This window comes from Undibacterium sp. Ji83W (genome assembly GCF_049340385.1).
GTDB lineage: Bacteria > Pseudomonadota > Gammaproteobacteria > Burkholderiales > Burkholderiaceae_D > Undibacterium.
On sequence record NZ_JBMPOZ010000007.1, the window covers coordinates 214,422 to 238,578 of the forward strand.

Consider the following 24,157-nt stretch of genomic DNA (forward strand, 5'->3'; position numbering starts at 1 on the left):
AACTGATTAGTTACAAAGCTGGATAAGCAGGAAATACTTTTCCATGCGCACCAAGAGGAAAGTTCATGCGTTTGCATAGTTTGGAAAGCCGGGTTGTCACTCTTTTTATAGGCTTGCTGTTGACCGTACAACTGGCAGCCTATTTTGCCATCGGCAATGCCATAGACAGAAATGCGCGCAATGCCGTTGAAGAGAATTTGAAAATCAATGAAAAATTCCTGCTGCGCCTGCTGGATCAAAATGCACAAAAACTCATACAGGGTGCCATCGTCCTGGCCAAGGAATATGCCTTTCGCGAAGCCATAGGTACGCATGATACCGAGACCATCGTCTCTACCCTGTCCAATCACGGCAATCGCATAGGTTCAGACCTGACCATGCTGGTTGGTCTGGACAGAAAAATCACGGCGTATTCGAATACCAGCAAAACCAACCGCAGCAACGGCGCGACTAATGAATTGAGCAGTAGCCTGCAACAATCAGTTGCAACACTGATACAAACAGCAGAAAAAACCGGCAGCGCTGCCAGTACGGCAATTGTCGATGGCAAGCCTTACCAAATGGTAGTCGTGCCTATTGAAGCCCCAGTCACCATCAGCTGGGTGGTCATGGCCATCCCCATAGGCAAGGCTCTGGTTACTGATATGCATGAATTGTCACGCATGCAAATCAGTTTGCTGACCTCGGAAAAACAGGGCGGCTGGCTAACCAATGTTTCCAGCCTCAGTGATGAAAATGCCAGCAAACTGGCGCAGCAATTACCCAGCGCTGATAAGCAGGTCAACTACCTGCCAGCCTTGCAAATTGATGATGACCAGTATAGTGCACGCATACTCAAACTGGCTCAGAATGAACAGTTCAACACCATCGCCGTGCTGCAATTGTCTATCAGCCAGGCAGTCGCCCCTTACAAAGAATTGCAGCGCAATATCCTGATCCTGACGGTTCTTGGTGCCCTGGTCGCCAGCATCATCAGTGCCATCACGGCACGCCGGATTACCGGGCCGGTACGACAACTGGCAGAAACTGCACGCAGCCTGGGTGCTGGTGATTACACGGCCACCATCAATGTCAAACAAAAGGACGAAATTGGCGATCTGGCGCGCACCTTCATGACCATGCGCGATGGTATTGCCCAGCGTGAAAAAGAAATCAGCCGCCTGGCTTACTGGGATACCCTGACCAATTTGCCAAACCGTGCCCTGTTCACCGACATGCTGGAAGAAGCCATCGCCAGCGCACGTTCCCATGAAAAGTCTTGTTATGTGCTGATGATGGACCTGGATCGTTTCAAACATGTGAATGACGTCATGGGTCATCGCTTTGGCGATATCCTGCTGAACCAGGTTGCGATACGCCTGTCGGCAGAACTTGGCGCTGGCGGTACCAAACCAGCCCGCCTCGGTGGTGATGAATTTGCCATATTGTTACCGGCTAGCTCAAAAGAAAATGCACTGGATCTGGCCAACCGCATCTTGCGCTCTTTGGAAAAACCGATATCCATAGAAGACCAGACTGTCGATCTGGGAGCAGGCATTGGCATCGCTGGCTTCCCTGAACATGCGGGCGATGCCCAGAGTTTGCTGAGCCGTGTCGAAGTCGCCATGTATGCCGCAAAACAGGGCAACAGCGGTGCTGTCATCTATTCACCCGACATCGATAAATCCAGCCAGCAAAGCCTGTCACTGCTCAGTGAATTGCGGGCTGCGCTGGAACAACAGGCCTTCCGTTTATATGTACAACCCAAGGTTGGTCTTGATCATGACCAGGTGATCGCCGTCGAGGCACTGGTGCGCTGGATACATCCCGAACGTGGCTTTATTTTCCCCGATCAATTCATTCCCTTTGCAGAACAAACCGGCTTCATACGCCAGTTAACCCACTGGGTCATGAATGAGGCAGCGCGGGTCTGCCATGCATGGAACCAGCAAAGCATACATCTGAAAATCTCGGTGAATATCTCTACCCGTGACTTGCTGGACCAGGACCTGCCCGGCAAATTTGCCCAGATACTGCAAAATCATGAAGTGAAAGCGGCTTCGTTTTGCCTGGAAATCACTGAGAGCGCCATCATGGATGATCCGGTCAGGGCTTTCCAGACCCTGGACAAGTTGCACGCCATGGGCTTTGAGTTATCGATTGATGATTTTGGTACTGGCTATTCTTCGCTGGCCTACCTGAAACGCCTGCCTGTACATGAATTGAAGATAGACAAGTCTTTCGTACTCAAGATGGAAAAAGATATTGATGACACCAAGATCGTCAAATCCACCATTGATCTTGGTCACAATATGGGCTTGCGCGTAGTTGCCGAAGGTGTGGAAAACATAGAAGTCATGAACTTGCTGAAAGAGCTGGGTTGCGATCAGGCCCAGGGTTATTACATCAGCAAACCCATGCCTTCAGCAGATATGCCCGCCTGGCTGAGCAAATGGCAGGAACAACACCAGCAAGATGAACAGAATCAACTAAGCTCAACTTAAGCCAGATGCACGAACTGGCCTGATTTGCGGTCACGCTTGCGATTGTACATGCGGCTGTCGGCGATTTTGATGAGCCGCACATAGTCACTGCCATCCTCAGGGAAGCTGGCCCAGCCTACCGATACGCCAACACTCACGACCACGTCTTCCAGCGCAATCGGCTGCTCGACAATATTGCAGATTTTCTCAACGGTATTATTAATGTCGATGGAATTCTTGGTGTCTTTCAACAGCAACACAAATTCATCACCGCCATAGCGTGCTACTTCATCGGTTTCACGTATGGCTGAGCGCAAGCGGGCAGCAATGACGACCAGGGCCTTGTCACCGGCATCATGACCATGATTGTCATTGATGTATTTGAAGCGGTCCAGGTCGATGAACAATAAGGTGAAACCTTCGCTGGCTCCCGGATTTTCCAGTGCCTGTTTTTGCAAATAATTAATCTGGGTGAACAGCGATTCACGATTTGCCACCTGCGTCAGCTTGTCATAGCGCAGCTTGTTTTCCATCTCGATAAAAGTCTGGGCGAGAGTGCCTATCTCATCAGTGCGGCGGATTTGCAGGCTGGGCATGGGTTCGCCATTACCAAATTTTTCAGCTGCAGAAGTCAGCTTGCGGATATCGCGTATCACACGCTCGACGATAGTCAGGCCTATGGTCAACGCAAAGATGATACATGCCAGCGCGATCACCATGCTTTGCATGAAACCCTGGTTAATACTGCTCATGAAATCGGCACGCGGCACCGCTACCACAGTCAGCCAGTTCAAACCCTGCTTGTTGCCCAGTGGGGAGATTGCCACATCGATGGTGCCATTGCTGAGCTCCATGGAATGGGTCTGGGTGGACTGCAGTTTCATGCTGCCCACACGCTGAAAGGTCTCACTGATCAGCGGCGTTTTCATGTCGATGGCACGCATGCGTTCTGGCGTGCCGTTCACAGTGCGCTCTGGCAGTTCCTGTCCAGACGTGGCAACGATATAGCCATCCGCATCGACGATGTAGGCGACGCTGTTCTTGCTGATTTCCAGCTTGCGCAAGAAATTGGATAACTCCTTGAGCGTCAGGTCAGTTGCCATGACACCAGCAAATTCATGGTTCTTGTGATAAACGGCTTTCGCCAGTGTGATGGTCGGATAATGGAAAGAAAAATTATTATAGATTTTTGACCAGACCGGTCTTTCCGAAGTTTGTGCAGTCTTGTACCAGGGACGTAAACGCGGGTCAAAATCATCGCTGCGCAAGACATTCGAACGGTCACCGACATGGCTGACGCGAAAGACCGTGCGCTTGTCGCCATCCGGCTCACGCCAGAACAATTGGACCATTTCCTTGGAAATTCTATAGACACCGACAAAACGCCCGTCACTGCCACCAAAGTAGACATAGTTGTTGACGTCCATGAACAAGCCGCTGGCAGCCCAGAATTTCTCTTCCAGGGATTTCATGTCAGCAGAAAAATTCTGCTCTTTGGGTAAATTGACAGGGCTGGGCGCTACTGACTCCAGCGCAATCAAGGCACCATCCAGGTGTTTTTCAGTCGCCAGGTTGATGCGGTTGACCATGTCGCCAAGTATGCGCTGCGTCAGCGTATAGACGGCATCTGTCCCGGCCTTCATGGAGACCCAGCCTATAGCGGCAGACACCCCTATCACCAGGACAATGATGGGTATCACCAGTTCTCGACGCAAAGAAGAACGACTCATACTTGGGCTCAATTGGGCTCAAAAAAGGCTATCGGAAATTTCTGTTCGGTGTTCTGTCCTGCATTGCCCTGCATTGCCTTGTATCCGCAGGCACTTCAAGCTATCCAGCCTGTAGCCGAAATACCAATTAATTATTCAATGAAGAAAAATCAGGGGGCTTTAGTATATACCGTTAAAAATTGTTAAAACCATCTTATGTGGCAACACAGAGATTAAATCTTGCGTATTGTGGTAAATGAACTGGTCTGACCAGCTTAAATATTAATGCCAGCTTAAATTTCATCCATTTTTTTAATTAATTGAATCGGTTACTCTCATGAAAAATTTCTTTTGAGCAACCAATATACTATGGACTTATACGCCACCGATAGTGAAGTTACGCGGTTGGAGCAGCGCTTGACCGGAACGGTGGTGCAAGAACAACTTGACGAGTTGCTCACACTGGCCTGGCACCTGCGTCAGCGCGATAGTAGTCGCGCTTTGAATTTGTGCGAGCAAGTCAGCAAATTACTGAATACCTCGGCCAGGACAGACACTGACAAGGCACTGGTCTACCTGCGTCTGCAATTGATCAGGGCTGAAGAAAAATGGCTGCATGCCGATCTTGATAGTGCAGCAGCCATCATCCACGCGATACTCCGCCATCCCGATGTACATCTGGACCCATCTGCTCTCAGCGATGCCCACCGCATCCTGGGCTTCATCTTCTCGGATCAGGGCAAGCATGTGGAATGCGACATAGAGATGGCCATTTCCATCGATGAAGCCAGCAAGGGGGATGATATCTTGCGCAAGCAATGTACGGCTGCCGCCCTGGCCAGGGTCGCAGTCTTGCGCGATGACAAATTAGCCAAGTCTTACTTTGACCGCCATTTCGGCTCCCGAAATCCCCCTAAGGAAATCCATCCCGGCCTGGCGGCCTTGATGGATGATTTTCTCGGTTTGCATGCAGGCTTGAATGGCCAACTGGATGATTCGGTGGCACATTTAAGCAAGGCATATCAAGCCTGCCTGGATTCTGGCCAGATACGCCGCGCCATCCTGACGGCAGCGAATATAGGTTACAGCTACAGCAAGGCAAATGATTTTGAAACCGCACTGGAATGGTTGCAAAAAGCACTGAAACTGGCCAAACCTACGGGCTGGGCACCGAGCATAGGAAATTGCCTGATGCAAATAGGCGACACTTTGCGCAAAATGGGCTCACTCGATGCGGCTGATCAAATATTGCATGAAGCGCTGGAACAGTTATCCAGGTTAACCGGCTCGCGCAATTATGCATTGACCATCAGCGTTCTTGCTGATGTCGCCCTCGACAGGCATGACTACCATCTGGCATTGAATCTTTTCTCCCAACTGGCTATGCTGCAAGGTGCGCAAGAGCAGGCCGATTTGCAAGAAGCTGCCAGGCTTGGCCAGGCAAAGGCACAAGCCAGACTCAAGCCTGCCATCCGGGAAACTGCAGTTCACAAACCTGACACACTTGTGGCAAAGCGTTAATTGGTCTTGTGCAACATCTGACTAACTTGTATAAAGAAACCCAGCCCCAGCCGCAAGCTGGATTACCGGGACAAGCCGCCAAGAATTGCATTCATGCCGTACCTGAAACCCTACCTTATCGCTGGTCTGCAAGTAAGCTGCATGGCATACGCCAGTGCAGCAACTGCACAAAGCCTGCCCCTGCCCGACAAAGGCAGGTTACTGGCGACCGGGGGTGTCATACAACTGGAAGGTGCAGGCGGTGGTGGCCTGACACCCTGGGCGACCATTACCGGTTATGGCAGTGAAGACAGTTATGGTGTAAATGCGCACATCACCCAGGTCAGCACCCAGGACTACCGCTTGCAAACCGCAGGCGTCGCCGTGGGTATCGCGGACAAACTGGAAATGTCTTTGTCCAGCCAAAAATTCACTGGCAGCCTGGCTCCTCTGGACAAACTGGAATTACAACAGGACATCGTCGGCATTAAACTCAAAGTCGCCGGTGATCTGGTCACCGATCAGGACAACTGGCAACCTCAAGTTGCCATCGGTGCCATGTATAAGCGCAATCATGCGGTCAAGGGCCTGGAGGCATTGGGTATCACCAGTGTCAAACAACTCGGTGCCGTGGGCGACAGTGGCGTGGATTACTATCTGTCTGCCACCAAGCTGATACTGGATCAAAGTCTGCTCATCAATGGCACCTTACGTCTGAGTAAAGCCAACCAGATGGGCTTGCTGGGTTTTGGCGGCGACAAGCGTAACCACTACCAGTTGTTGCCCGAAGTCTCGGTCGGCTATCTGATCAACCGCAAGCTGGTGGCAGGTCTCGAATACCGCAGCAAGCCACAGAATCTGGCAGTTGATAATGAAAAAGCCTATTACGATGCCTTTCTGGCCTGGTTCCCCAGCAAGGCAGTATCCCTGACACTGGCTTATGCACATCTGGGTGACATCACCGTCTTCAATCCCAAAAACCAGCGCGGCTGGTATTTGTCACTGCAAATCGGCAATTGAGGAAATGCGCATGAAGATCATTCAACCTGGCATTATCCTGGCATCTTTGCTATTTACTGTGGTGACAACTGCGTCTTCTGTCTATGCCCAATCGGCACCGCAAACTCTGTATCAAGCCCTGGGAAGTGAAAGTGGTATCAGCCAGATCGTGGATGAAGCCGTGACCATCATCCTGCAGGATGAGCGTATCAAGGCCTCGTTCAAGGAAACCAATATTCCCCGGTTAGCACAATTACTCAAAGAGCAATTTTGCGTCATCAGCGCAGGGCCGTGCAAATACACAGGCGATGACATGAAAACCGTGCATCAGGGACTGGGCATCAATGCCGCGCAATTTTATGCTCTGGCAGAAGATGTGCAAATCGCCATGGATAAACTGGCCATTCCTTCTGCCACACAAAACCGCCTGATGGCCTTGCTGGCACCGATGAAACGCGATATCGTTTTTCCCAAACCAAAACAGTAATACCTTCTCCCTTTTTTGCATTAATTCTGAATCTGATTTTCAGTAGCCTTCGTATAAATAGCAGATGCACGGTTTTTCGTGCGAGATTGCCGCTTGATCAAGAGGAGATATGATGCAAATGAATAAAAAACTCGTCACCCTGACACTATTGGCTTGCAGCGCTGGTTACGTGCAAAGCAGCCAGGCTCAGGATATGCTGAAACCAGATATGGGCAAATTGACCGCCACTGGCGGCGTCAGCCAGCTCGAGGGTGCCGGTGGCGGCGGCCTCACTCCATGGGCTTTGATCACTGGTTACGGCACCCGTGACAGTTATGGCGCCAATGCCCACTACACCCAGGTCAACACCCAGGATTACAGCCTGAAAACCTATGGCGTCGCTGTCGGCATCGCCGACCGGGTAGAGCTTTCGCTCGCCAGCCAGGAATTTACCGGCTCACTGCCCCCCCTGAATTCCCTGAATATCAAACAGGATATTTTTGGCGTCAAAGTCAAAGTCGTCGGCGACGCGGTATATGAACAAGACAGCTGGCTGCCACAAATTGCCGTCGGTGCCATGTACAAACGCAATAAGGGCATAGGCGGCCTGGGTGCACTGGGCGTAACGAATGTCAAACAACTGGGTGCCAAGGATGATAGTGGTGTCGACTACTATGTCTCAGCCACCAAAATCTTGCTGGAGCAAAGCCTGCTGCTGAACGGCACCTTGCGCATGACCAAGGCTAACCAGATGGGCATACTGGGATTTGGCGGCGACAAGAAAGACAGTTATAAACCCATGCTGGAAACCTCAGTCGCTTACCTGATCAACCGCAAACTGGCATTGGGTGCTGAATATCGTATGAAGCCGCGCAATCTGGGCGTGGATAATGAAAAAGATTATTACGATGTCTTCGTGGCCTGGTTCCCGACCAAGAATGTGTCTGTCACAGCCGCCTATGCAACGCTGGGTGACATCACCATCTTCAATCCTAAAAATCAGCGAGGCTGGTACTTGTCCCTGCAAACCGGATTTTGAGTACCCACTGACAGCGTCATATTAGAAAGCAGAAAGATCACATCATGAATGCAATTCTCTCCCGTATCAGCAAAATCGCCATCAGCCTCTTCTTGCTCAGCAGCTTGTCTGCCCACGCGCAAAGCGGCAATGACACTTTGTATCAAAGCCTGGGCGGTAAAACTGGTATCAGCACTTTCGTTAATTCTTTCGTCGCCATCGTGCTGGAAGATGCACGCATCAACAAGGCTTTCAAAGAGACAGATACTGAAAGACTGGCCAGCCTGCTGACAGAACAATTCTGTGAACTCAGTGGTGGCCCTTGCAAATACAGCGGTCGCAGTATGGAGGACGTACACAAGGATATGCAAGTCACCAATGCCCATTTCAATGCACTGGCAGAAGACTTGCAAATCGCCATGGAAAAACATGAAGTACCACCATCAGTGCAAAACAAGCTGATCGCCAAGCTGGCACCTATGCAGCGACCTATCGTCACCAAGTAAGCACAAAAAACAGACTGGAAACAAGATGAAGCTATTATTTTTGCAAAAATATCGCATGTTACTCACCCTGGCGATGGCCTTGGCCGCAAGCTCGCCCATGCTGGCCCATGCAGCCAAACTGAATTTCCAGGCTGTCGATAAAAATGGCAGCCCCATGGCTGACGTGGTGGTGTATGCGACGCCAGTAGGCATGCCCTTGCCGGCATCGGAAAAAATAGACGCCACCATATCGCAAAACGATATGCAGTTTTCTCCTTATGTGACGGCGATACGCACGGGTTCACAAGTCAAGTTTCCCAACTATGACAAGATGGAACATCATGTGAAGTCCTTTTCGGCAGTCAAGGAATTTGAGATCAAGACTTATGAACGCGGCGTAGTCCCGCCGCCAGTGATCTTCGACAAACCCGGCATCGTCATCGTCTACTGCCTCTTGCATAACTGGATGCGTGCCTATGTACTGGTGCTGGACACGCCTTACTTCGTCAAGACCGACCAGAGCGGTGCCGCCATGCTGGATAAACTGCCAGATGGCAATTACGAAATCAAAGCCTGGCACCCAAATCTGGGCAGCATCAAACCGGCACTGAGCCAGTCTGTCAAAGTCAATGATCAGTCAGCCCCGATCAAGTGGCAATTTGATTTTGTGCCTGTGCCAAGAAAATCAAAATCTGCTGGTTACTAAATTTCAGTTGGTAAAAATGAAGCCGGGCGCGAGTGCCCGGCTTCATTTTTTTTACAACTACACTTTGCTCAGATTGTCGAGCCATGCTGCAAACTCTTTATCCATACTGCTACCCCAGGAGCGGACCAGGGATTGATAACGCGGGTAATCACCACTGCGTGTGAATACCAGCATCTGCTCTATCTCTGGCCGGTGTTTTTCCATCATGAAACGCACAGCCAGATAACCCCAGCTGTATATCCTCTCGGTGCCATTATTATTTTCATAGCCGGTATCGAATAACTGGCTCAGTACATACTTCTTTTCAGCAGCAACCTTGATGGCTGGCGGATTATCCTTGCCCTTCGATACATATTCCGCGATGCCTTCGGTCCACCACACCAGGTAAGGTGTCAGTGGTGCAGGCTTGGCGCAGTTTTCTGGCGGCGCATGCGAGTCATGCAGGTTGGCGCAAAAGTCGCCATACAAATTGAAACGGCCATCGAGATAATGTACGTACTCGTGACCCAGATTGAGGATGCTGCCATCTTTTTTCTGGTTCGCTACAAACTCGGCCTGGTTGCCTGGACGTTCTGGATAGCCCTCCAGATACATGCCGCCATTATTGGTGGGCATATCAAAGTGCTGACTCGCATATTTGATGAAGTCTTCTTTGGACTGATAGATGTTGGCTCGCAGACTGCCATTGTGGTCATCCTTTACCGGTTTGCCTGCTGTGCCAAAGATGCCATGAAACTGCTGCTCCAGCGCCCCCAGCATCTGGCAAGACTTGCTTTCATCATCCGGCGTCAGTGCCTGTGAGCGCAGGCTCAGGGTCGGGCTGCATTGATGTACATGCGTCAGCACTTTTTGTATTTGCTGATCGCGCTCCAGGTCACGCTGACCAAGTATTTGCTGCGGATTTGTACTACAGGCAGCCAGTCCCAAGGCCAGCAAAGGCAAGACCAGCACTCCACTATTTCTGATTTTCAACTCCGTCTCCTTTTTCATTTCTCTGCTGCAAACAAGATTTATATCTTGATATCAGTTCGTTGTAAATATGTCTCAAATATTTTATTAATATACCTTAAATATATTTATATTGGTACATTTGAGTCCCGCCAGAATCTGGATTTTTATTTTTCATTCCGATTTTGGCGGCAATCAGCAATGACATGCTGGCGGCGAAAACCATTGCTGCAGTCAGAAGCAGAGTGAAAAGCTGAGCATGGATTTGCACTACATAAAGAGAAGGCTGGCCTTGCCTGGTAACAGAAAAATCAAGAGCCAGACCCGGAAAATATCCATACACACATGCTGACGCAAAGTGAAATGGAGGTGGCTGTTCATTTGAGGGATTGAATGGTGAGACAGAGGGCAACCTCAAAACTATGGAGCATACTTTGAAAACTTTACCCAATATGAAAAAATCCGCATTGGCCATTTCCCTGGCGCTGATGGGACTACAAAGCAGCTATGCACAAGATGCTGCGCCAGTACAAAAAGTGGTCGTGACCGGTTCAAATATCAAACGCCTGGACAGTGAAACTGCCTCGCCAGTACAAATCCTGAGCCGCCAGGAAATCATGGACAGCGGTGCCAATACCGTCAAGGACATCCTCGACAATCTCAGCAACAATGACCGCAGCGCGATTAGCGATCTGGGTGGTGCCAATTCCTGGGCCAGTGGTGCTTCTGGTGTATCACTGCGCAATCTCGGCTTGTCAGCGACGCTGACTTTGCTGAATGGCCGCCGCCTGCCCAGCTATGGTTTCGCTGACGGCTTGCAAGCGACCTTCGTCAATATCGATGCGATTCCGGCGAATGCGATTGAACGCATAGAAATCCTCAAAGATGGCGCCTCGGCGATTTATGGTTCTGACGCTGTTGCTGGTGTCATTAATATCATTACCCGCAAAGACTTCAAGGGCGTAACCCTGAATGCCAACGCCCAGCAATCGCTGCGCAACAGCATGCTGAATAAATCACAGACTGCTTCCATCACGATCGGTGCTGGCGACATGGAGAAAGATGGCTACAATGTCTTTGGTCACCTGGAAGCCTATCACCGCGGCGCTTACAAAGACCGCGATATCTTCCCCATGCTGCCAGACTGGTATCTGAAAATGAACCCGGACCGTGCAGCGCTGTCCACCGGTTCTTACCCCGGCAACTATACCGGACGCTATCCAGCCAATTATGCAGACGCAAGTCTGGCTGGCAAATCTTTCACCACTGCCGCACCCGGTTGCGCACCATCTCTGCTGATAGGTGGACTGTGCCGTTATGACTACTGGAAAGACAGTGACGCCAACCCTGCGGCTGACCGCATCGCCTTCTTCAGTATGGGCAGGAAAAAACTGGCAGATAACCTGACTGGTTTTGCCGAAGTCAATTTCTCGAATACCAAGAGCACCTATTACACCTCCGTACCACGCTCGAATATCACAGGCGTACCGCTGACCTGGTATGACTCCATCAAGGGTCAGATGCAGTATTTCACTGACCCGCAATTACCGGTCGGTCATGCCTTCAATCCTTATTCTTTCCCGGTAGGCTTGAATTATCGTTTTGCCGATAATCCAGAGATGTTCAAGAACGTGGGTGAAGCAAAGCAATACCGTGTTCTGGTTGGTCTGGAAGGCACGCACCTGGGCTGGGAATGGGATGGCGCGATAGGTCGCATGAGTTCCACCGCAACCCAGAAGCAGCATCTGTACCGTGACCGCTATGGCTACTACGACGCCATCGTCAAGGGTGAATATAAATTTGGCGCAGTCAATCCACAATCCGTGCTCGACAAGATGTTCCCGGAAATGGGTTCACATGGCACCTCTACCCAAACCTTTTTGGACTTCAAGGCTTCACGCGAATTGATGGCACTGGGTGGTGGCCCCTTGCAACTGGCAACCGGCTTTGATCTGCGTCATGAAACTTTTGAACAGGCCAGCAGCGACAATGTATTGAATGCGCAAATCGTGCAATTCAGCGGTGTCTCCATACAAGGTTCACGCAATGTCGGTGCTGCATTTGCCGAATTGAGCGCACCTTTTACTAAACAGCTGGAAGGTAGTTTTGCCCTGCGCGCCGATAAATCCGGCACCACTGAAGCAGCCGTGGTGCCAAAACTTGGCCTGTCGTACAAAGCGACCGATTTCCTGATGATACGCGGTACCGCAGCCGAAGGTTTCCGCGCCCCCAGCTTGCCAGAGACAGGTAATGGTGGTGCATCCTGGTTCAACAATGGCTACCTCGATCCAAAACGCTGTGCCATGGCGACACAAATGTCAGATGCTCTGAAAAAAGGTAATTCCATCGATCAGGCCAATGCCAGCACTGCCTACAACCTTGGTTGCTCAGTCAGTTTCCCGGCGCGCGTCTTGCCCAACAAGGATTTGAAACCAGAAAAATCCAACAGCTTTACCCTGGGCCTGGTTTTGCAAGCCAGCAAAGACACCAGCATCACTATCGACTATTACAACATCAAACGCCGTGATGAAATCTCTGTACTCGGTGTGGATGAGACTCTGGCCAATGAAGACAAAAAAGCCGGTCTGGTTGAACGTGGCGTGATGACAACCCAGGACATAGACCTGGCCCAACGCGCATCCGAGTTGGCTGGCAAACCCCTGGGCTTCACCATAGGCCCTATCGCCACCATCGGTGCGCAATATGCCAACCTGACCAAAACCAAGGTCGCCGGTGTCGATGTCGATGTCAACAGCAAATGGAGTCTGGGCAGCGCAGGCAAGCTCAATGCCGGCCTTGAAATGAATTACCAGACTGATTACCGTAGCTGGAGTTCCTTCACCAATGACTATAGCGAAAACTATGTAGGCCGCCGTGGTGTTCCAAAAATCCGCGCCATTGCCAAACTGGGCTGGGCCAACGGCGACTGGAATGCAGGCACCCGCATCTACTACACCAGCGGCACCACATTAAGCTGGGGCGACCTTGACAGCGCCAATACTGAACAAGGCTGCCTGGACCGTGGCGTCGCCGTCGATCAGTGCAAGGTCGCTGCTGACACCACGGTTGATTTCTCGCTCAATTACAAAGGCTGGAAAAACACCCTGCTGACCATGAACCTGTTCAACGCTTTCAACCGCGACACCGTCATGCAAATGCGCCCGGGCAGCCCATTGCCTTTGCGTGGTCGTGTGTTGAAATTGTCGTTGGAGCATAAGTTTTAAGAGCAGGGTTTAACGAAGTATCAAAACAAAGGCAATCGCATTAAGGTCAAGGCCGGCAAATCAACTGGTTTTGACGTTGCGGTTGTCTTTGACGTTGCGGTTGATTTTGACCTTCCGCAGTTCCCATGTGTCGACGCCGTTTGTGCTGTACAGAAAATGGAAGAAGAAGGACCGCTGTTTGAGCCGCAGGCGAGTTTCGGGCCTTCCCATTTTTTGTACTGCACAAACGGGAACCCCGCAGGGGCGGCTACGCCTGGGTCGCCTTCTTTGGCTTACTTTTCTTGGCGAGACAAGAAAAGTGAGTAGCTGTCGGGCTACCCCCGACCTGCAATCTTAAGTTACGCACGAGGGCATCAAGAAAGTAAACACGCAATTACAGTGGATCTGAAATTAATTTACGTTACAGTATGCCACGAACGCCGCTGGATTCCAGCTAACCCCGCGCTGGAATGACGTAAATATGGGCACGGCTGATTATTGCGAAGAGCAATTAGCAAATTCAATCACTATGCCGATTTCGTCAAAACCACAAACACAAATCATCAAGACCCAAACCCCCGCCTTATACTATCCTCCCCCGCATCCATAAAAACCCCATCAGGAGTTCCAGCATGACATCAGGCATAGGCGGTTCCACAGCAGCCATAGAATTAGCCGGCATCCAGGCAGACTTGAGCGATGTCAGCCCCATCAGCGCGGTAGAGCGCCAGGCCAGGGTAGAAAAAGCTGCCAGACTGATGCAGCAAAATGGCGTAGATGCCATGGTCCTGCCCGCTGGTAGCAGCCTGTATTATTTCACCGGCCTGCGCTGGTATCCCAGTGAACGCCTGACGGCAGTCATCATCACACCAGACGCCAGGCTGACTTATCTCTGCCCGGCCTTTGAAGATTCCAAACTGCGCGAAACCTTAGGCGCAAATGCAGACATCCGCCTGTGGCAAGAAGAAGATGACCCATGCCTGCTGATCAAAGCCTATCTGCAAGACGCAGACTACAAAGCCGCAACCATCGCCCTTGATGAAAACGCGCCCTTCTTTATCTTCGATGGCTTGCGCCGTGCCTTGCCGCTGGCACAAATAATCAATGCCGCCAGCATCACGGCTGAATGCCGCATGCATAAATCAGCAGCCGAGCTGGCCATCATGCAAAAGGTCAAGAACCTGACGCTGGAAGTGCAAAAGAAGGCGGCAAAAATTCTGCATGAAGGAATTTCTTCTTTTGAAGTTGCCCGATTTATCGACCAGGCACACCGCGCCTATGGCGGCAGCGCGTCGACATTTTGTATAGTGAGTTTTGGTGCTGCCACGGCCATGCCGCACGGCCCGGATGGTGAACAATTCTTGCGTGAAGGTGACATGGTACTCATCGACACCGGTTGCAAGCTGCATGGCTATAACTCGGACATCACACGTAGCTATGTGTTTGGCAAACCCAGCCAGCGTCAGCGCGATATCTGGGAACTGGAGAAAGCCGCCCAGGCAGCAGCTTTTGATGCGGCACAGATAGGCGTGTCTTGTGAAGAAGTCGATGCAGCAGCAAGAAAGGTATTGGCGGCAGCCGGTTTTGGCCCTGACTATCAGCTACCCGGCCTGCCGCACCGTACCGGCCATGGCATAGGCCTGGACATTCATGAGTGGACTTATCTGGTCAAAGGTAATCAGCAGCCGCTGGCAGCTGGCATGTGCTTCAGCAATGAACCCATGATCTGTATAGAAGGTGAATTCGGCATACGACTGGAAGATCATTTTTATATGACCGAACAGGGACCACGCTGGTTCACAGGCCAAAGCCATGCAGTCGATGCGCCATTTGGACGCGATTGATGTCTGATACCGTCATACCAGATGCCGGTAGCAGTTACTCACCTACCGGCTCACTTACTGCTTATTTTTTGCTTACTTGCTTACCGCCGTGCTTTCCTTTTTCTTGACAGGCACTGGTGCCTTGACCGCATTTTTTGATTTCAAAAATACCGGTCCCCAGACTGGGTGACCAATTTCAGCTGCAGACAAATTGAAAGCTGGATCCAGCTTCAAGGCTTTGTCAAATTGCTGACGACATAACTGCGTGCGGGAAGTGACGCAATAACTGAAGGCCATGAGCTTCAGGGCGCTCAGTTGCACGTCCTTGTTATGCCCATTCCAGATTTCATTGCCACTCAGTTTTTTGATGGCACCATTGTAGTCACCACCATCATACAGGGCAGTACCATCTTTCAGCGCCTGCACATCCGAACTCAGCAAGGGGACTGCGGGCTCTGCTGGTGGCGGAGGTGGCGGTGGTGGAAGTTCTTTTGGCTTCACCACAGGCTTGGGAGCAGGTGCCTGTTTGGGCGGCGTTTCGCAGCCCTGCAAGATAGTACACGCCACCACCAGGCCCGTCGCATACAGCATTTGGGCTAATTTATTCATTTTTATTGCACTTTACTTATTCGTGAACTCATGTTCGATGGTTGCAGTATTACTTTTCCCTGTTTCGATTTCAGTAATGAAATCAGGGAAACCAGGGTTGGTTACCCTGATTTTATGCTTGCCTGCAGCCAGACTTAAATGCTTGAGAGGTGGGCTTGCCCCTTGCTGTACGCCATCAACAAAAACCGTGCCCCAAGGCTTGATTGCCAGTTTGAGGTTAAGTTTACTGGCTGCCAAAGCCTTTGCTGCCTTCACTTCCTTCAGACGCGCTTGCGCAACATCGGTAAATTTACCCTGAGGATATTGCTGCAAAAATGCGTTCAACGCTTCCAGCGTAACAGTATTATCGTCCTTGAGCTTATCCCATGCCAGTTTTTCTGGATCAGGCTTATCTGCCACTACTGCCGCAGCTGCAACGCTGGCAGGTGCGGCATTGCTGGCAGCAGCCACTGCAGGTTTTTCAACTGGGGCAAGCACGGCAGCAGATGCAGGAGTGGGCACTGACTGCGGCGCAGATGCAACAGTAGAAGCCGGGGCAGCAAGCAGTGTTTGTCCAGGTTTGTTCGCCCCCTGGCGACTGGCCAAATAGGCTATCACCAGTACCAGTACTGCGGCTACCGCCAGCAGAGGGAGCAAAAGCTTGCCAGACTTGGCTTGCACGCTTGCCCCAGCTTCTACAGTTCTGGTTTCCGGCCTGTGGGTTTTTACTGCACTATGATCTTTGACTGGCAGGGCATGGATTTGATCCAGACCCTCTGCCTGTATCCCTGCCGTATGCTCTTCCCTGCCCTTGCGGGATTTGCGCACTGAAGCAAAGGAACTGATACCCAATAGCTGGCGGAATTCTTCCATGCTTTGCGGCCGGTCCCCCGGCTGTATCGCCAGTGCCAGGTCTATGCCTTTCAGGAACTTGGAGCTGAAGCCTGCATGCTCACCGTCCTGCAAAGGCATCATGGTGTCTTTCACGACCCGGCCTACCGATATCGGTGGTGGCGATTTCATGATGGCAAAATACATGACGGCTGCCAGGGCATAGATATCCGTCCATGAACCTTGCGGCATTTCCACATCATCGGCATATTGCTCAATAGGTGCATAACCAGGCTTGAGGATGACCGTCATGCCTTGCGTCATGTCACCAATGATCTGGCGGGCTGAGCCAAAGTCCAGCAAGACTGCCACGCCATTCTTTTGTACGATGATATTGTCAGGTGAAATATCCCTGTGCAAAATCTTTGATCGATACAAGGTATCGAGCGCTTCAAGTATCTGTTTGAAGATAAACCTCAACCAGGCCTCAGTCACCAGCTTGGGACGTTTATTGACGATTTGCTTGAGGGTATGGCCGTCGTAATGCCGCATGACCATGTAGGCCGTCTTGTTTTCTTCCCAGAAGCGGTACACCTTGACCAGCGAAGGATGATCAAATTGCGCCAGCAGGCGCGCTTCATTGATAAAACTCTTCAAACCAGCTTCAAAGGTGGCTTTATGCCGTTCTGACCGGACGGTGACGCTGGTGTCGGCGGAGCGACCGGCCAGCGCACCTGGCATGTATTCCTTGATGGCAACCGTACGTTGCAGGGAATGGTCAAATGCCAGATACACAATACCAAAGCCACCCTCACCCAAAACACCAGTGATTTCAAAGTCATTTAGCCGCGTGCCGACAGCGAGACAATTCTCGGTACCTGCATGAAATGCAGTTGGTGCTGCAGTGGCGAGTACTTTTTCTGTGTTCAAGGCTGACTCGGATCTTAGTTTCTTTATAGAAGCAGAAGCGGCGTGTTATTTACATTCCCGGCTTCCAGTTCGCGTTAATTCAGCGTTTTACTTGTTCGTCACACAAACAAATTGCAAAAGCCGAGAAATTATCCCTGTTAATTGCCTTTGACGTACTAATATTTTTTTCTGCAATGGCATTCATTTTACTTAACCAAGCCTCACTACTGTTGGTCGTTGCCAGGCAAAATTCCATTTCATGCTCAAGTACCCATTCCCAAAAACCATCGGTACACATGAGAAAGGCATCGCCGCTATGTAATTCTAGGGCATCTGCCGTCACTTCGGGGGCATTGTCACCTTCTGCGCCTATCGCAGCAAACAGCCTGTTGCGATGGGGATGCTGGCGTATTCGTGATTGGTCGGCCATACCGGCATCCACCAGACGCTGGGCCTGGCTGTGGTCTTTTGACACTGCCTTGATCCTGCCCTGACGAAACTGGTAGATCCTGGTATCCCCCATGTGCGCCCATAGAGCACAGCGATTGCTCTGATCTATCAGTATCGCGGCAATGGTGGTGCTCATTTCCCGATGACTCAGATTATCGCGCTTGCTTTCTGCCACTTTAAGGATGGCCCAATCCAGATAAGAGCGCAAAGCCCTGGCACTGAAAGAGGCTTCCTGTACAAATTTCTCTATGACAGCATCAATCGCCAGCCTGGCCGCGATTTCACCACCGGAATGTCCCCCAGTACCGTCAGCCAGCACAAAACAGGCAAGTTCATCCTCGTTTGCCCAGGCCAATGCATCTTCATTGGTTTTGCGGGTACCAATGGCGGTAAATTGCGCAGTGTCCAGATGCATGGCTAGGCTAAGGTTAGGTTTATGCACAGAAAACTAGCGGCTTGACTCTGCTTTTTCTACTTCTTTTTCATAGGCAAGCAAAAATTCCTTGCCAAACATTGCCTGAAATTCATCTTTCTTGCCTGACGAAATACCGTCATACAAGGCATTAAACTGATCCCACATGGCCGCCTTGCGACGTGCCGGGTTGATCTGGTCCATCAGGCCAGGCGTACCCAATTGCGCTTCCACATGGCTGGGCTGCAAGGTCTTCAGGATGGCGTCCGTAATAGCACGGGTACCTGCGGCCACTCCCATTTGATGGGCACGTATGTCAAAAAAAGCATCTTCCATCGCCTCAGCCGGTGCCATAAAGCCTGGCATCTTTTTACGCAGCATCTGGGTCAGCACAGTTTTACTATCAGGGAAAAATTTTAAAGGATTGTTTTCCCTTAAGACAACCATGGTTACTTCTGCTTTCACTTCACGCTTCAATAAGGCACGCTGCGAAAGCTCTTCCATCGCCCCTTGAACCGAAGTTGCCATGAACTTGCCCAGGGTTTCCATCAACTCCACCGTCAGGCCGGACGACAGATTCAATTGCTGCAGACCTGCTCCCTGCAAAAAGGCTTGCATGAGTTCATTGGCGTTAGCTGCTGTATGAGTGGCTGCGGTGGCTGCCTTGGCAGCTTCAGGCTTGGCTGCACTTGCATGGGATGATGATGGTGACTGTGCATCCGTGACCGCTACTTCAGTCTGGGCAACTGGCTTGGTGTCGGTGTCAGCGACAATATTTGCCTGCGCAAAAAGCACTTCAGGACGCAACAAGAATTGCGGCGGTTGTACTGGCAGGCTATCTTTTCCTGCTTGCAGGCGTACTGCTGGCTGAGTTGCAGGCGGCACTTCTGCCGGGATATCTGCTTTTATTTCGTTGCTTTTTACTTCATCACTTTTTACTTCATCTATCTTTACCTCAGGTACGGCTTCTGCCTGCACTGTAGCTTCAGTAACAATAGAATTGCCAGCAGATTCAACAGATTCAGCTGTTTCAACTGTTTCAGCAGCTTCGGCACGTAATACGTACAAGCCAACCTGTATTTGATCGCCGGCATGAAATTCAACGACAGTCTCAGCCACTATTTCCTTGCCGTTAATAGAGACAGGGTTGGCCAGGCTGAGGTTAGTAATAAAGTGCTGGGTGCCGGTACTCCAGATATTGGCCTGGGTACGCGAAACAAAGTGTTTTGGATCGGGCAGGGCAAGGAAATTCTCTACATTTCGTCCTATCGTAGCTGGTTCCGGGCCGAATACCGCAGAAACCGGATCGGCTGGTGCTTCGTTATTGTAAGAAACAACGGCAATTTTAATCATTAGTGGCACTCCAAAACCATTTTGTATCGCCTATAAAATAAGTATCCTGAACAGGCAGTTTGAGATAATCTTACGACAGTGCTTTTTATGCTGAACCAGGCAACAATTATGGTATCAACTGCGCAAATTGATGATTATTTGCTGCGGCTGCCACCAAGTTAATATCTTGCCATGTCAACATGAACTCGCAGCTTACCCGATTATCATGAAATCGGCGACTCAGCGAGGCCAAGTTTTGCTGTTTGCGGTACACATTGCGACAAAGTGCGACACTTGATATCAATTAAATATCGATTTTCAGCTTTGCAAATAAGTCCTATAAGTAAAGCACCACCGGTATGAGCTTGAGCATGATCTGCTCAGTTCACTGCCATAGTTTGCTGCCATTTATGCAATGGCATGCATTTTGCGTAATTGTTTTGGAAGAAGATTGTTATATATATGAGGTCAGGGTAATGAAAGATTCTGAACATAGTCAGCCTGTCCTGTCAGAAGTCACTGGTACGTTTCATTATCAGGAATTGATCGAATCCCGTCTGGGTCAACCCATTGCCGCAGATTTGATTGAAGCCGAAGCACAAAGGCTGGCTGCCTCACCCGGCGCCAAACTGGCGGCTGGACGCACTGCACTGGGCTGGTCAGTTGAGCAAGTTGCTGCGCACTTAAAAATGGCACCACGGCAAATCATCGCGCTGGAAAAAGACGACTATCCCGCCCTGCCTGAGGCGGCGATAGTCAAAGGCTTCACACGCGCATATGCGAAGCTGGTCAAACTTGATCCTGGACCCATCCTGGCCTTGATGGCCATCGATACGGATAAAAAACGACTAGCGGCAAGCAAATCCGATAAACCACGCCGCCCAGGCAACCCCGCGCAAAATCAGGGTTCTGCATTGGGTATTTATATCTGCCTGTTTATTGCGGCAGCCCTGGCTTACGCCTATTTCAATTTACAGCACTAAGCGTACCCTGCTTATCTTCAAACTATCTTCAGGGTACGGATTAGTTAAGTCAGATCAGAAGTTATACGAACCGGTCATGTAGAAAGTCCTGCCCAGCGCATCGGTGTAACGGCCATCGTAACCAACCTGGTCACCATTGCCTTCTTTCAGTGACAAAGGCGGGTTGACGTTGAACAGATTGCGCACACCCACGGTGAAAGCCAGGTTTTTGCGCAATTGCGCGCGTGTCTGCCAATCAAAGGTGGTGTAAGACGACACATCGCGCTTGACCGTGGCAAAATCACCAAAGCTGCCATTGGCATTCACTTCACGCACAGAAGCTGAGGCATCGTGATAGCCGGAGCGATAATTCATCGTCAGTGCATGGGTGAAAATGTCCGAGGTTTTCAGCGTCGCCACCAGTTTGCTGATGACACGGAAAGCTACCGCGTTATTTTCATCATAGCGACCAACACTGTGCACCGTCGGGCTCCCTGGAATATCAAAGTCAGACATCAGCATATAAGTACCGGTCCAGTTCAAAGCCAGCTTGCCCACAGGTGTAGAGGTCTTGAAGCTGTGGTCCCAATCTATGCCGCGATAATGGGCATTCGCAATATTGTAGGAAGGCAGGGTGCCGACCAGAATATTGCCACCCTGACCTGGTTCATAGAAAGTTGAGAACAGGTTTTGATAACGCTCAGGATGACCAAAGACGATTGCTTCAGGCAATTGCGCTATCTGGTTTGCCATCTTCACATCCCACAGATCCAGACCCAGAGACAGACTGGATGTTGGTTCTATGCGTATGCCCATGCTGGCTTGTTTGGATTCTTCCGGCTTCAGACCGTTTTCACCCGTCAGGCGATTACCACCGGTCAGCACATCATACTGGGTAGAGCCCATGCAATTCACAGCACGTGGATCAGGTGACTTCACCGGGCAAGGATAAGTACCGCCGGTATTGCCGCTATGTGTCAGCGGGGAAGTGATATCGCTCATGCTGGCCATCTTGAAACCCGTGCCATACGAAGCACGCAACAAGAGATTATCAAATGCGCGGTAAGCAGCAGACAGTTTATAAGTCAGTTTGTCAGCCTTGTTACCCTGCGTGGCAGATGCGATGGGCTTGCCCTGTTCATCAAAATTGGCAGTGTTGGTGACGGCACTGTAATCATCGTAACGCAGTGCAGCTGTCACATCAAATTGCTTGCTGATGGGCAGCAAGAGCTCAGCAAAGCTACCCCAGTTTTTACGGCTTGCAGCAATCGGCAAGTCGCCGGGTGAATCACCCAAAGGTGCATCGGTATAATTTGGTTGCAGCGCATTGGTACCCATGCCTATAGGCGTAGCAAAGTAATCGTAACGCTGCTTACTGAAATCCACACCAAGACCCAGTTGCGATTTACCACTGCCGATAGCAAACAATTCACGTGAACCACGCAGGCTTAATACATCCAGTGTGCTCTTGGAGCTTGACCAGTTTTCGTGCAAGACTGCCGGTGACAGAATTGCAGCAGAAGAACCAGCAGGTGCAAAAGGATCGTATTTGCCGCTGTCGACTATCGCGTAGAACTTGTCCTTGCTCAAAAAGCCACCAGCGAAATCGCGGATGCGTTTGGAGATGGAATGTGTGTAAGACAGATTGTAATCAAAACCAAAGGCATTGCCTTCTGCACCCAGCACCAGATGTTGTGCCTCGGTTGTGTAAGCAGTATTGCGACCACCGGCATCAGAGATACGCAGGCGCATTCTGGCGGAATCAAGATCAGCAGGATTAACACCCAGACCAGCCAGGTAAGGCGTGACATATTTGGCGAACAGCGGGCTGTCCAATCCCAGACTCAAGGGTTGCGCTGCTGGCGCATAACGGCCGGTTTGCTTGAAGTTGGAAACGACTGCTTCAGCAAATAGGGTGGTGTCGCTATTGAGCTTGTAATTCAATGATGAAAACAGGCTGTCACGTTTTGATTCCGGGATCAATTGCACGGTTGACGCATAGTCAAAGCGGCAGCGGTTCTCTACCTGGAAGGTATTTGGTCCACAGGTTTTATCTTTCAGGTAACTGGGTGAAAACAGGATGGGGTCAGCACCGTTCTTGAAATTCAACTGCGCTATCGATGGGCTGGAATTGTCTGACAAAAACCAGGTCGCATAATTTTTCCCATTGGCAGAAAATCTTCTGACTCCCGTGTCTGCAAATGAACGCTGATTCGCGTTGAGCATGCTTTGCTCGTCATGGCTGTACGACAGCAAAACGTTATAGCCATCTTTATCCAGATCGCCAAAACCTTTGGAAATACCAAGGCGATACGACTTGCCGCCCGATTCTTGCGGCTGGGTATAACTGAAGTCAACAGCTGCATCAGTCTGATTTTTGCGCAAGATAAAGTTGACGACACCGGCAATCGCGTCAGAACCATACAGTGTCGAGGCACCATCCGTCAAAATCTCTACCCGTTCAACCGCAGACAAGGGAATGCTGGCCAGGTTAACAGTACTGCCAGCACCATATGAAGCCAGCCTGTGACCATTCAACAAGACCAGGGTATAGGCAGCGCCAATATTATGGATGGAGGCAGTCTGCAAACCACCACCGCCGCCATTGATGGTTTGATTGGCCGTGGCGAAACCCTGCATACTGGGCAAAGCGGCGATGAGGCTTTCTACATTGGTTGCACCGCTTTTTTCTATATCAGCGCGTGACAGGGTCTGCACAGGCAAGGCAGTTTCCTGATTAATGCGCCTGATGGATGAGCCTGTCACTTCCACACGCTGCATCGGTGCAGTCGTGTCTTGCGCCTGGCTAGCGCCTGCCACGATAGTCAGGCTCAGGCCTAGTCCGCTGGCGAACATCAGTCTCAGCGAATGGGATAATACTTTTTCTTTCATTTTGTCTGCTCCGGATCTGGATAATATTTCTTGATTTTCTTGCTTGCTGATTTAGGTATTTCCTGGAATATGAAGCTTGCCCGTGGCTTGTTCCTGCGCACTGTCCACAAAGTCTGCTTTGCTTTTTCCTAATCCATTTTGTGGATTAGCTGGGGCAAAGCAAGAACTGTCTGGATTACAAACCGTGCGCATATTCAGAGATGACATCCTTTCCTGCTTGCTGACGAGGCCAGCGTTGCTGCCTGCCAAAACCCACTGACATTTCCTCATTACTTTCCTATGAATCACCCATGTCACTTTTTAATATATCATAAATATATTTTAAATATACACAAACATTTGCGGAAATTTTAAGCAGATAAAAATAGTTTTTTGTTGTGCCAATTTCCATGCAAGAGCACAGGCAAAACGTCAAGACAGGCATGCTCACGCACTCTAAGCTGACGCGTCTGAAGCAAAACT

The 24,157-nt window shown here is 50.5% G+C and carries 18 protein-coding genes; 10 read left to right on the forward strand and 8 right to left on the reverse strand.

Features of this window, described 5'->3' with window-relative positions:
• The first annotated feature begins 65 nt into the window (after nucleotides 1-65).
• Nucleotides 66-2,483 carry an EAL domain-containing protein gene (locus ACO0LD_RS14235; RefSeq protein ID WP_423007851.1) on the forward strand — a complete coding sequence of 806 codons (2,418 nt, stop codon included), beginning with the start codon at nucleotides 66-68 and terminating at the stop codon, nucleotides 2,481-2,483.
• Here ACO0LD_RS14235 and ACO0LD_RS14240 read toward each other — a convergent pair.
• Nucleotides 2,480-4,192, reverse strand: coding sequence for a diguanylate cyclase domain-containing protein (locus ACO0LD_RS14240; protein WP_423007853.1), 1,713 nt, complete (start codon nucleotides 4,190-4,192; stop codon nucleotides 2,480-2,482). The genes ACO0LD_RS14235 and ACO0LD_RS14240 overlap by 4 nt on opposite strands.
• Before the next feature lie 348 nt (nucleotides 4,193-4,540).
• Between ACO0LD_RS14240 and ACO0LD_RS14245 the strand changes: the two genes are divergently transcribed.
• The 6 genes from ACO0LD_RS14245 (at nucleotide 4,541) to ACO0LD_RS14270 (ending at nucleotide 9,345) form a co-directional block, all read left to right on the forward strand.
• Nucleotides 4,541-5,692 carry a tetratricopeptide repeat protein gene (locus ACO0LD_RS14245; RefSeq protein ID WP_423007855.1) on the forward strand — a complete coding sequence of 384 codons (1,152 nt, stop codon included), beginning with the start codon at nucleotides 4,541-4,543 and terminating at the stop codon, nucleotides 5,690-5,692.
• Between the two features lie 93 nt (nucleotides 5,693-5,785).
• Nucleotides 5,786-6,691: a DUF3034 family protein gene (locus ACO0LD_RS14250; protein WP_423007857.1), complete on the forward strand. Its 906-nt coding sequence runs from the start codon at nucleotides 5,786-5,788 to the stop codon at nucleotides 6,689-6,691.
• Nucleotides 6,692-6,701: 10 nt separating this feature from the next.
• Nucleotides 6,702-7,157: a group I truncated hemoglobin gene (locus tag ACO0LD_RS14255; protein ID WP_423007859.1), complete on the forward strand. Its 456-nt coding sequence runs from the start codon at nucleotides 6,702-6,704 to the stop codon at nucleotides 7,155-7,157.
• A gap of 193 nt (nucleotides 7,158-7,350) precedes the next feature.
• Nucleotides 7,351-8,175, forward strand: coding sequence for a DUF3034 family protein (locus ACO0LD_RS14260; protein ID WP_423007970.1), 825 nt, complete (start codon nucleotides 7,351-7,353; stop codon nucleotides 8,173-8,175).
• Between the two features lie 44 nt (nucleotides 8,176-8,219).
• Entirely contained in the window at nucleotides 8,220-8,660 is a 441-nt protein-coding gene (locus ACO0LD_RS14265) for a group I truncated hemoglobin (RefSeq protein ID WP_423007861.1), read from the forward strand.
• A 25-nt stretch (nucleotides 8,661-8,685) separates the two neighbouring features.
• Complete coding sequence (locus ACO0LD_RS14270; RefSeq protein WP_423007863.1) at nucleotides 8,686-9,345, forward strand: methylamine utilization protein; 660 nt, start codon at nucleotides 8,686-8,688, stop codon at nucleotides 9,343-9,345.
• 57 nt (nucleotides 9,346-9,402) lie between these two features.
• On the opposite strand, the gene ACO0LD_RS14275 is transcribed toward ACO0LD_RS14270, so the two are convergent.
• Entirely contained in the window at nucleotides 9,403-10,317 is a 915-nt protein-coding gene (locus ACO0LD_RS14275) for a collagenase (RefSeq protein WP_423007865.1), read from the reverse strand.
• Nucleotides 10,318-10,411: 94 nt separating this feature from the next.
• The gene (locus ACO0LD_RS14280; RefSeq protein WP_423007867.1) at nucleotides 10,412-10,768 is read right to left on the reverse strand and encodes a hypothetical protein; all 357 of its coding nucleotides are present in this window, start codon (nucleotides 10,766-10,768) and stop codon (nucleotides 10,412-10,414) included.
• Between ACO0LD_RS14280 and ACO0LD_RS14285 the strand changes: the two genes are divergently transcribed.
• Both ACO0LD_RS14285 and ACO0LD_RS14290 read left to right on the forward strand, forming a co-directional pair.
• Entirely contained in the window at nucleotides 10,746-13,517 is a 2,772-nt protein-coding gene (locus tag ACO0LD_RS14285) for a TonB-dependent receptor plug domain-containing protein (RefSeq protein WP_423007869.1), read from the forward strand. The two genes, ACO0LD_RS14280 and ACO0LD_RS14285, sit on opposite strands and share 23 nt — an antisense overlap.
• A gap of 611 nt (nucleotides 13,518-14,128) precedes the next feature.
• Entirely contained in the window at nucleotides 14,129-15,340 is a 1,212-nt protein-coding gene (locus ACO0LD_RS14290; RefSeq protein WP_423007871.1) for a M24 family metallopeptidase, read from the forward strand.
• Nucleotides 15,341-15,412: 72 nt separating this feature from the next.
• On the opposite strand, the gene ACO0LD_RS14295 is transcribed toward ACO0LD_RS14290, so the two are convergent.
• From ACO0LD_RS14295 to tagH, 4 genes are all read right to left on the reverse strand, one after another.
• Complete coding sequence (locus ACO0LD_RS14295; protein ID WP_423007873.1) at nucleotides 15,413-15,928, reverse strand: TssQ family T6SS-associated lipoprotein; 516 nt, start codon at nucleotides 15,926-15,928, stop codon at nucleotides 15,413-15,415.
• Nucleotides 15,929-15,940: 12 nt separating this feature from the next.
• Nucleotides 15,941-17,668, reverse strand: a complete 1,728-nt coding sequence (locus tag ACO0LD_RS14300; protein WP_423007875.1) for a serine/threonine protein kinase — start codon at nucleotides 17,666-17,668, stop codon at nucleotides 15,941-15,943.
• Between the two features lie 79 nt (nucleotides 17,669-17,747).
• Nucleotides 17,748-18,512 (reverse strand): PP2C family protein-serine/threonine phosphatase, encoded by a 765-nt coding sequence (locus tag ACO0LD_RS14305; protein ID WP_423007877.1) that lies wholly within the window; start codon nucleotides 18,510-18,512, stop codon nucleotides 17,748-17,750.
• Between the two features lie 33 nt (nucleotides 18,513-18,545).
• Nucleotides 18,546-19,862, reverse strand: a complete 1,317-nt coding sequence (gene tagH, locus ACO0LD_RS14310) for a type VI secretion system-associated FHA domain protein TagH (protein ID WP_423007879.1) — start codon at nucleotides 19,860-19,862, stop codon at nucleotides 18,546-18,548.
• A gap of 455 nt (nucleotides 19,863-20,317) precedes the next feature.
• Between tagH and ACO0LD_RS14315 the strand changes: the two genes are divergently transcribed.
• Nucleotides 20,318-20,824, forward strand: coding sequence for a helix-turn-helix domain-containing protein (locus tag ACO0LD_RS14315; protein WP_423007881.1), 507 nt, complete (start codon nucleotides 20,318-20,320; stop codon nucleotides 20,822-20,824).
• A gap of 54 nt (nucleotides 20,825-20,878) precedes the next feature.
• Here ACO0LD_RS14315 and ACO0LD_RS14320 read toward each other — a convergent pair whose 3' ends face one another.
• Nucleotides 20,879-23,695 (reverse strand): TonB-dependent receptor, encoded by a 2,817-nt coding sequence (locus tag ACO0LD_RS14320; protein WP_423007883.1) that lies wholly within the window; start codon nucleotides 23,693-23,695, stop codon nucleotides 20,879-20,881.
• Nucleotides 23,696-24,157 lie beyond the last annotated feature (462 nt).